The 9,399-nt window shown below is 72.1% G+C and carries 6 protein-coding genes; 2 read left to right on the forward strand and 4 right to left on the reverse strand.

The window, feature by feature from the left end; all coding sequences use genetic code 11:
• Nucleotides 1-35 precede the first annotated feature (35 nt).
• From BI06_RS25920 to metH, 3 genes are all read right to left on the reverse strand, one after another.
• The gene (locus BI06_RS25920) at nucleotides 36-1,643 is read right to left on the reverse strand and encodes an ABC transporter substrate-binding protein (protein WP_030395898.1); all 1,608 of its coding nucleotides are present in this window, start codon (nucleotides 1,641-1,643) and stop codon (nucleotides 36-38) included.
• A gap of 285 nt (nucleotides 1,644-1,928) precedes the next feature.
• On the reverse strand, nucleotides 1,929-2,636 hold the full coding sequence (locus BI06_RS25925; protein ID WP_030395897.1) for an HAD family phosphatase: 708 nt from the start codon (nucleotides 2,634-2,636) through the stop codon (nucleotides 1,929-1,931).
• Nucleotides 2,637-2,777: 141 nt separating this feature from the next.
• The gene (gene metH, locus BI06_RS25930; protein ID WP_030395896.1) at nucleotides 2,778-6,287 is read right to left on the reverse strand and encodes a methionine synthase; all 3,510 of its coding nucleotides are present in this window, start codon (nucleotides 6,285-6,287) and stop codon (nucleotides 2,778-2,780) included.
• A gap of 154 nt (nucleotides 6,288-6,441) precedes the next feature.
• Here metH and BI06_RS25935 point away from each other — a divergent pair, with 154 nt between their 5' ends.
• Nucleotides 6,442-7,533 (forward strand): glycoside hydrolase family 18 protein, encoded by a 1,092-nt coding sequence (locus BI06_RS25935; protein ID WP_078880315.1) that lies wholly within the window; start codon nucleotides 6,442-6,444, stop codon nucleotides 7,531-7,533.
• Here the strand turns inward: BI06_RS25935 and BI06_RS25940 are convergent.
• Nucleotides 7,509-8,078, reverse strand: coding sequence for an SRPBCC family protein (locus tag BI06_RS25940; RefSeq protein ID WP_043471965.1), 570 nt, complete (start codon nucleotides 8,076-8,078; stop codon nucleotides 7,509-7,511). The two genes, BI06_RS25935 and BI06_RS25940, sit on opposite strands and share 25 nt — an antisense overlap.
• 316 nt (nucleotides 8,079-8,394) lie before the next feature.
• On the opposite strand from BI06_RS25940, the gene BI06_RS25945 reads away from it, so the two are divergent.
• The gene (locus BI06_RS25945; RefSeq protein WP_045939655.1) at nucleotides 8,395-9,345 is read left to right on the forward strand and encodes a PAC2 family protein; all 951 of its coding nucleotides are present in this window, start codon (nucleotides 8,395-8,397) and stop codon (nucleotides 9,343-9,345) included.
• Nucleotides 9,346-9,399 lie beyond the last annotated feature (54 nt).

A 9,399-nucleotide genomic window follows, 5' to 3' on the forward strand; every position in this document is an offset into this window, starting at 1 on the left:
CCGCTCCGTCGTGCTCGGGGCGCCGGCCCCGGGGGTCACTTGCCCTTGCCGACCCGGCCGATCTCCCAGAAGCGGAAGAAGCCGGTGGTGTCGACGGTCGACTCCACGCCGGTGATGTTGGACCGGGAGGTGTAGAACGCCTTGTTCTGGAACAGCGGGATGAGCGGGGCGTTCTCGGCCACGATGCCCTGGATCTGGCCGTAGAGGCTGCTGGCGGTGGCCCGGTCGGTCTGCTTGAGGGTGTCGGGCACCAGCTTCTGGCTGATCCGCTGGTCGTCCCAGCCGTGGTGGTAGGCACCGCCGTCGACGATCAGCGGCGCGACGTAGTTGTCCGGGTCCGGGTAGTCCGCGAACCAGCCGATCAGGTACATCTGGTACTTGCTCTCGTTCCAGCCCTTCTTGAAGGCGTCCCAGTCGGGCTCCTGCTGGACGGTGACCTGGAACAGGCCGCCGGCCTCCAGCTGCTTCTTGAGGGTCTCGGCCTCGACGGCCTCGGCCCGCGAGCGCGACCAGGTGAGGTTGAGCTTGACCGGGGTGGCCACCTTGGCGGCGGCGAGGATGGCCTTGGCCTTGGCGGGGTCCTGGTCGCCGTAGCGGTCGAAGAAGGCCGTGTTGTGGCCGGTGACGCCGGCCGGGACCATCGAGTACAGCGGCTGGACGGTGCGCGCGAAGACGTCGCGGGCCAGGGCCTTGCGGTCGACCAGCTGGGCGGCGGCCTGGCGGACGGCGACGTTGCCGGCGGTGGCGTCCTTGGTGTTGAACACCAGGTAGCGGGTGTCGTTGCTGTCGCCCTCGACGACGCGCAGGTCGGTCTTGCCGCCCTGCTGGTCGGAGAGGATCTGCGCGGCGGTGTTCGGCTCCAGGCTGTTGTCGGCCAGGTCGACCTCGCCGTTGTCGATCGCGGCCTTGAGGTCGGTCGGCTTGTCGAAGTAGCGCAGCACGAACTTCTTGTTCCGCAGCTTGGCGTCGCCCGTGTACTTGTCGTTGGGCAGGAGCACGACCTTGGCCGGGCCGCTCTTGGGGGTCGCCTCGATCGAGTCGATCTTGTACGGGCCGGAGCCGACCAGCTTGTCGTTCGACAGCGCCTTGTCGGCCGGGAAGACCTCCTGGTCGACGATGGCGCCGGCCGGGCCGGCCAGCTTGGCCGGGAGGGTGGCGTCGGGCTGGGCGAGGTGGAAGAGCACCTCGGTGTCGTTGACCGCCTCGACCGTCTTGATCGACGACAGCAGGCCGGCCGGGCCGTTGGCGTCGTTGATCTTCAGGGTCCGCTGGATCGAGTGGACGACGTCCGCGGAGGTCAGCGCGTGCCCGTTGGAGAACTTCAGCCCGCTCTTGAGCGTGCAGTGGTACTGGGTGGCGTCGCCGGCGGTGAACTCGCAGGACTGGGCGGCGTCCGGGGTGGGGGCGCTGGACGCGGCCGGGTAGCTCAGCAGCGACTGGAAGGTGTTGCGCAGCAGCAGCCAGGAGCCGGCGTCGTAGGCGACGGCCGGGTCCAGGGCGGTGGTCGTCGCGGTGGTGCCCAGGGTGATCGCCTTGTCGCCCTCGCCCTTGACGGCGTCGGTCACCGAGCCGCAGCCGGCCACCGAAACGGCCACGATTCCGGCGCAGCCGAGGACGGCCAGTCGTTCAGCGGAAGTCTTCACGGGTCGCGTCCTTCTGGGTGCGGGGCTGCGACCGCGGGCACGACGGGGGTGCCCGTCAGCGGCGGTGCCTGGGCTCGGGGGGTGGAACGAACTGGAGTAGCGTGCCATATCGAACACACACCCCCGATACCCGCACAGGTGACAGTTGGGACACGGGCGGGTGCGCTGGACTGGCCTCTCCTACGAGTTGTCAGGCAATGCCCGTTTTCTCCCCGGGCAGCCTCCCGGCCCGGCCGGATCCGTCCGCTTACCGGTCGGTACCGACGGTCCGCAATGAGACGACAATCACACCCGCGAGGCGACCAGGGAGCGCAGCAGCTCCAGATCGACCTGCTCCAGCGAGGACAGCACCAGGCGCCCCGGCGCGGGCTCGATCGGCGCCACCGAGGGGACGGCGATCACCGGACAGCCGGCCGCCTCGGCGGCCCGCACCCCGGTCGGCGCGTCCTCCACCACCACGCAGCGGGCCGGCTCGGCACCGAGCCGGCGGGCCGCCTCCAGGTACGGGTCCGGGTGCGGCTTGGTGCGGGCCACCTCGTCGCCGGCGACCGAGAAGGCGAAGTGCTCGGCGCCGAGCGAGCGGAGCACGATGTCGATGATGTGCCGGTGCGAGGCGGACACCAGGGCGGCCGGGATCCCGTGCGCGGCGAGCGTGTTGAGCAGCCGCTCGGCGCCCGGCATCAGCGGCACCCCGCCGTCCAGCAGGTCGACGAAGCGCCGGTTGATGAGCACGGTCAGCTCGGCCGGCGAGAGGTCCACCCCGGTGCTGGCCAGCAGGTGGTCGATGACCCGGGTCATCGGGCCGCCGACCACCTGGGCGCGGTCCTCGGCGGTCAGCTCGTGGCCCAGCTCGGCGAAGAGCGAGGCCTCCGCCTGCCACCAGAAGTCCTCGGTGTCGACCAGCGTCCCGTCCATGTCCAGCAGCACCGCCTGCAGGCCCCGGTCGTCGTCGCCGCGGCCGAGGGTCGGGGTGGCGGTGGAGATGGTGGTCATTGGCGGGATCCTTCCGTCCGTGCCCGGATCGGACCCGGGGATGGCACAGGCCGGCCCGCTTTTGAGCGGACCGGCCCGTTCAGGATCATCAAGGATACGCCCGGGGACCCCGAATGAAGCGAACGCTGCGCAGCGTGGGCATTACCGGGCGTTGAAGTACTTGGCCTCCGGGTGGTGGATCACGATCGCGTCGGTGGACTGCTCGGGGTGCAGCTGGAACTCCTCGGAGAGCACCACGCCGATCCGCTCGGGCTTCAGCAGGTCGGCGATCTTGGCGCGGTCCTCCAGCTCCGGGCAGGCCCCGTAGCCGAGCGAGAACCGGGCGCCGCGGTACTTGAGCGCGAACATGTCCTTGACGTCCTGCGGGTCCTCGTCGCCGAAGCCCAGCTCGTAGCGGACCCGGGCGTGCCAGAACTCGGCCAGCGCCTCGGCCAGCTGGACGGACAGGCCGTGCAGCTCCAGGTAGTCCCGGTAGGAGTTGTCGGCGAACAGCTCGTTGGCCGCCTCGGAGATCCGGTTGCCCATGGTGACCACCTGGAGGCCGAGCACGTCGCGGACCCCGGACTCCTCCGGACGGAAGAAGTCGGCCAGGCAGAGCCGGCGCCCGCGCCGCTGGCGCGGGAAGGTGAAGCGGGTCCGCTCGCTGCCGTCCTCGTGGAAGACGACCAGGTCGTCGCCCTTGGAGTTCGCCGGGTAGAAGCCGTAGACGACCGCCGCCTCCAGCCAGCCCTCGGTCTGCAGCCGGTCCAGCCACATCCGCAGCCGCGGCCGGCCCTCGGTCTCCACCAGCTCCTCGTACGAGGGGCCCTCGCCGTTGCGGGCCGCCTTGAGGCCCCACTGCCCCTTGAACAGCGCGTCCTCGTCCAGCCAGGAGGAGTAGTCGGCGAACGGCACGCCCTTGACGATCCGGTCGCCCCAGAACGGCGGCTCCGGCACCCGGTTGTCGACCGCGACGTCGGAGCGGATCTGGCCGAGGTTGACCTCCTCCGGCTCCTCGACCTCGACCCGGGCGTGCCGGCGCTGCTTGAGCTCCGGCAGGGTCGCGCCGGGCACACCGCGCTTGACCGCGATCAGCGCGTCCATCAGCCGCAGGCCCTCGAAGGCGTCCCGGGCGTAGCGGACCTCGCCCTCGTAGATCTCGTGCAGGTCCTGCTCGACGTAGGCGCGGGTCAGCGCGGCGCCGCCGAGGATCACCGGGTAGTCGGCCGCCAGCTTGCGCTGGTTCAGCTCCTCCAGGTTCTCCTTCATGATCACGGTGGACTTGACCAGCAGTCCGGACATCCCGATGACGTCCGCCCGGTGCTCCTGGGCCGCGTCCAGGATCGCCGAGACCGGCTGCTTGATGCCCAGGTTGACCACGGTGTAGCCGTTGTTGGACAGGATGATGTCGACCAGGTTCTTGCCGATGTCGTGGACGTCGCCCTTGACGGTGGCCAGCACGATGGTGCCCTTGCCCTCGTCGTCGGACTTCTCCATGTGCGGCTCCAGGTGGGCCACCGCGGTCTTCATCACCTCGGCCGACTGGAGCACGAACGGCAGCTGCATCTGGCCGGAGCCGAACAGCTCGCCGACCACCTTCATGCCCGCCAGCAGGGTGCTGTTGACGATCTCCAGCGCCGGGCGCTCCGTCAGCGCCTCGTCGAGGTCGGCCTCCAGGCCGTTCCGCTCGCCGTCGATGATCCGCCGCTGGAGCCGCTCCTCCAGCGGCAGCGCGGCCAGCTCCTCCGCCTTGGAGGCCCGGACCGAGGACGAGGAGACGCCCTCGAACAGCTGCAGCAGCTTCTGCAGCGGGTCGTAGCCCTCGCTGCGGCGGTCGTACACCAGGTCGAGCGCGACCTCGCGCTGCTCCTCGGGGATCCGCGCCATCGGCAGGATCTTGGAGGCGTGCACGATCGCCGAGTCCAGGCCGGCGTCGACGCACTCGTTCAGGAAGACCGAGTTGATCACCATCCGGGCGGCCGGGCTGAGGCCGAAGGAGATGTTGGACAGGCCGAGGGTGGTCTGCACGTCCGGGTGGCGGCGCTTGAGCTCGCGGATCGCCTCGATGGTCTCGATGCCGTCCCGGCGCGACTCCTCCTGCCCGGTGCCCAGGGTGAACGCCAGGCAGTCGACCAGGATCGAGCCCTCGTCGACGCCGTACTCCCCGGTCAGCTGGGCGATCAGCCGCTCGGCGATCTCGACCTTCTTGGCGGCAGTACGGGCCTGGCCGTCCTCGTCGATGGTCAGCGCGATCAGGCCGGCGCCGTGTTCGCGGGCCAGCGAGGCGATCCGGCCGAAGCGGGTGTCCGGGCCGTCGCCGTCCTCGTAGTTCACCGAGTTCAGCACGGCGCGCCCGCCGAGCGACTCCAGGCCGGCCCGCAGCACCTCCGGCTCGGTGGAGTCCAGCACGATCGGCAGGGTGGAGGCGGTGGCCAGCCGGCCGGCGATCTCCTTCATGTCGGCGACGCCGTCGCGGCCGACGTAGTCCACGCAGAGGTCCAGCAGGTGGGAGCCGTCCCGGATCTGGTCCCGGGCGATCTCCACACAGGCCTGCCAGTCGCCGGCCAGCATCGACTCGCGGAACTTCTTCGAGCCGTTGGCGTTGGTGCGCTCGCCGATCGCCAGGTACGAGGTGTCCTGGCGGAACGGCACCGACTGGTACAGCGAGGAGGCGGCCGGCTCGGGGCGCGGCTCGCGCGGGGCGACCGGGCGGCCCTGCACCCGCTCGACCACCTGGCGCAGGTGCTCGGGGGTGGTGCCGCAGCAGCCGCCGACCAGCGAGAGCCCGTAGTCGCGGGTGAACACGTCGTGCGCGTCGGCCAGCTCGGAGGGGCTCAGCGGGTAGTGCGCGCCGTCCTTGCCCAGCACCGGCAGGCCTGCGTTGGGCATGCAGGACAGGCCGATCCGGGCGTTCTTCGCCAGGTAGCGCAGGTGCTCGCTCATCTCGGCCGGGCCGGTGGCGCAGTTCAGGCCGATGTAGTCGACGCCGAGCGGCTCCAGCGCGGTCAGCGCGGCGCCGATCTCCGAGCCGAGCAGCATGGTGCCGGTGGTCTCCACCGTCACCTGGACCAGCACCGGCAGGTCCAGGCCCGCGTCCGCCAGGGCCTGCTTGGAGCCCAGGATCGCGGCCTTGGTCTGCAGCAGGTCCTGGCTGGTCTCCACCAGCAGGGCATCCGCGCCGCCGGCGATCAGACCGGCCGCGTTCTCCCGGAAGCCCTCGCGCAGGACCTCGTACGGGGCGTGGCCCAGGGTCGGCAGCTTGGTGCCGGGGCCGATCGAGCCGAGCACCCAGCGGGTCCGGCCGTCCTCGGCGGCGTGCGCGTCGGCGGCCTCGCGGGCCAGCCGGGCACCGGCCTCGGACAGCTCGAAGATCCGGTCGGCGATCTCGTACTCGCCGAGCGCGGAGAAGTTCGCGCCGAAGGTGTTGGTCTCCACGCAGTCCACGCCCACCGCGAAGTAGGCGTCGTGGACGGAGCGGACGATGTCGGGCCTGGTCAGGTTGAGGACCTCGTTGCAGCCCTCCAGGTTCTGGAAGTCCTCCAGCGTCGGGTCCTGCGCCTGGAGCATGGTGCCCATCGCTCCGTCGGCGACCACCACCCGGGTGGCCAATGCCTCACGCAGCGCGTTCGCGCGGCTCTGCGGGGTGACGGACGGGCTGGCGGCAATGGCCATGGGGCTTCTCCCTGGGTGCGACGGCTGTCGGCTTTGCGAACCCGCTGAATCGGGGACGCACGTGGCCAGGGTATCCGGCCCCCGCCGGGAGAAGGCCACCTATTCCGTATCCTGAACGCTCGGCCGAACAGGGGGGAACGACCGGGTGACCAGCATGCGGACAGTGGTACGAGACGGCGCCCGGCGGACCGGGAGCGCCGCGGCCGCCCGGGCCCGGGCGCTCAGGACCCGCTGGCGCGGCTGGTCCCGATGGCGCAAGGCCCTGGTGGTGGCGCTGACGGCGCTCGCGGTGGTGCTGGTCCCGGTCGGCTCGGCGGCGCTCGCGCTGCGCCTGCAGTACGTCGGCGACCCCTCCCCCGAGGCCCGCAGCCGCGGCCGTGACGCACTCTGGCTCGGCCACGCGTGGGTGGACGGCCGGAAGAGTGACGCGGACGTCGCCGCCCTCGCCGAGCGGCTGGCCGGCACCGGCGTCCGCGACCTCTATGTGCACACCGGTCCGCTGGAGCACGACGGCTCGCTGCCGCCCGCCGTGCACCCCCGGGCGCGCTGGTTCACCGAGGCCGCGCACCGGGCGCTGCCCGGGATCCGGGTGCAGAGCTGGCTCGGCGACGAGGTGAAGCCCGAGAAGGACGCCCTGGACCTGGAGGACGCCGCCACCCGCGACCGGGTCACCGCCTCCGCCCGCCAGGTCCTGGACCTCGGCTTCGACGGCGTCCACTTCGACATGGAGCCGATCCGGCCCGGCTCCGCCGGCTGGCTCGCCCTGCTCGACCAGGTCCGCCCGGTCACCGCCGGGCGTGGCGCGAAACTCTCCGTCGCCGCGCCGCAGCTCGACCCGCTGCCCTACCAGCACACGATCGCCATCGCGCTCACCGACCACGGCAAGTGGTGGGACCAGGAGTACTTCACCGCCACCGCCCGCCGGGTCGACCAGATCGCGGTGATGACCTACGACTCCAGCATGCCGACCGAGGGGTTCTACGGCGCCTACAACGCCTACCAGACCGAACTCGCCCTGGAGGCCACCCCGCCGGGGACCGACCTGCTGATGGGGCTGCCGTTCTACTGGGAGGACAAGTGGGGCCACTGGGGCCGCGCCGAGACGGTGACCGCCGGAATCCGGGGCATCCGGCTGGGCCTGGGCCGGCAGGACCCGCAGCGGCCGAACTTCGGCGTCGGCCTGTACGTGGACTTCGCCGCCACCGAGCAGAACTGGGCCGACTACCGGCGCGACTGGGTCCGCTGAGGCTCCGCGGGGGCCTCCGGCGCGGCCATCCGGTGGGCGAGCGCGCTCAGGTAGCGGTGGACGGTGGCGCCCTCGCCGGTCAGGTAGTGGGAGACGGCCCGGTACAGCGGCTGGTACACCTCGCCGTGCTCGGTGACGGTGAGCGTGCAGCCCCGGCCCGCCGGCGTCAGCACGTACGTCCAGGTGCCGCCGTAGGGCAGGTCCGGGTCGGCGATGCCGGTCACCAGGCGGTGCGGGGCGGCGCTCTCCACGACCTCGTAGGTGGTGTGGCCGTGCTTGCCGTACTCGCGCCAGCGGGGGTGGCCCGCGGCGGTGGCGGGCAGCCGCTCGACGTGCGCCAGCCCCGGGCGCCAGGTCGGGTAGAGGTCGACGGCGGTCAGCACGTCCCAGACCTCGTCGGGCGGCCGGTCCAGTTCGAGCCCGCCCTCGCTGACGTGTTCCACCGGCAGCCGCCGGCCCGCGGCCAGCACCGCCGCCAGCCCGGCCGTGACCCCCGCCGCCACCACCGCGGTCGCCCCGGCCGCCGTCCACCGCCATCCGCTCATCCGCCGGCTCCTCACACCCTGCGCGCCCGGCCCCACCACCCATCATCGCGCCGTCCCGCCGCCCGGGCGCGGCCGGACCCGGGGCGCTCCCCGGAGGTCCGCCGGGATAACCGCTGGATCGTGGCCGTCCCCTCGCCCAGACTGTCCCGGTGGCCCGGCGGAACGGTGCTTCAAAGCCCGTAGGCTGGGCAGGTAGGGACCATGGAGCGAGGCGTTCCATGGGTGACGAGAGGTTCGACCGTCGGCTTCCGACCGCCGGCACCCGGGCATTCCCGGCCGGGTGGCACGGTGGCCGCCGACCGGAGGGAGACGCTGGGTGATCGAGCTGGAGGAAGTTCCCGAGTTGATCGACCCGGTGATGGTGTGCGCCTTCGAGGGGTGGAACGACGCGGGTGACGCCGCCTCGGCCGCGCTGGCGCACCTGGACGAGACCTGGGGCGGCAAGGTCTTCGCCGCGCTCGACGCGGAGGAGTACTACGACTTCCAGGTCAACCGGCCCACCGTGTGGCTGGACGGCGGTGTGCGCCGGATCACCTGGCCCACCACCCGGCTCTCGGTGATCCGCGTCACCGAGCCGACCACCCGGGACGTCGTGCTGGTCCGCGGCATCGAGCCCAGCATGCGCTGGCGCTCGTTCTGCAACGAGCTGCTCGGCTTCGCGCACGAGCTGGGCGTCGAGCTGGTGGTGATCCTGGGCGCGCTGCTCGGTGACACCCCGCACAGCCGCCCGGTGCCGGTCAGCGGTGTCACCTCGGACCCGGAGCTGGCCCGCCGGCTGGAGCTGGAGGAGAGCCGCTACGAGGGCCCGACCGGGATCGTCGGGGTGCTCCAGGAGGCGTGCACGCACGCCGGGGTGCCGGCCGTGACGCTGTGGGCGGCGGTGCCGCACTACGTCGCGCAGCCGCCGAACCCGAAGGCCACCCTGGCGCTGGTCAACAAGCTGGAGGACCTGCTGGACCTGCGCATCCCGCCGGGCGAGCTCGGCGAGGACGCCCGGGCGTGGCAGCTGGGCGTGGACCAGCTGGCCGCCGAGGACAGCGAGGTCGCCGAGTACGTCCAGCAGCTGGAGGAGGCGCAGGACACCGCGGAGCTGCCGGAGGCCTCGGGCGACGCGATCGCCCGGGAGTTCGAGCGCTACCTGCGGCGCCGGGAGAACGTCGGGCCGACCGGCGAGAAGCCCGTCTCCGGGCACGCCACCGCGGAGCGGCCGGCCGAGCCGGAGCCGCCGACGGCCCGGGAGAGCCAGGACGGCGCCGAGGAGGACTGAGCCCTCCCGGCGGGACCGCCGCACGAACGGCAGCACCGCCGTACCAACGCCTGA

It is taken from the genome of Kitasatospora sp. MBT66 (genome assembly GCF_000710405.2).
GTDB classification, from domain to species: Bacteria; Actinomycetota; Actinomycetes; order Streptomycetales; family Streptomycetaceae; genus Kitasatospora; species Kitasatospora purpeofusca.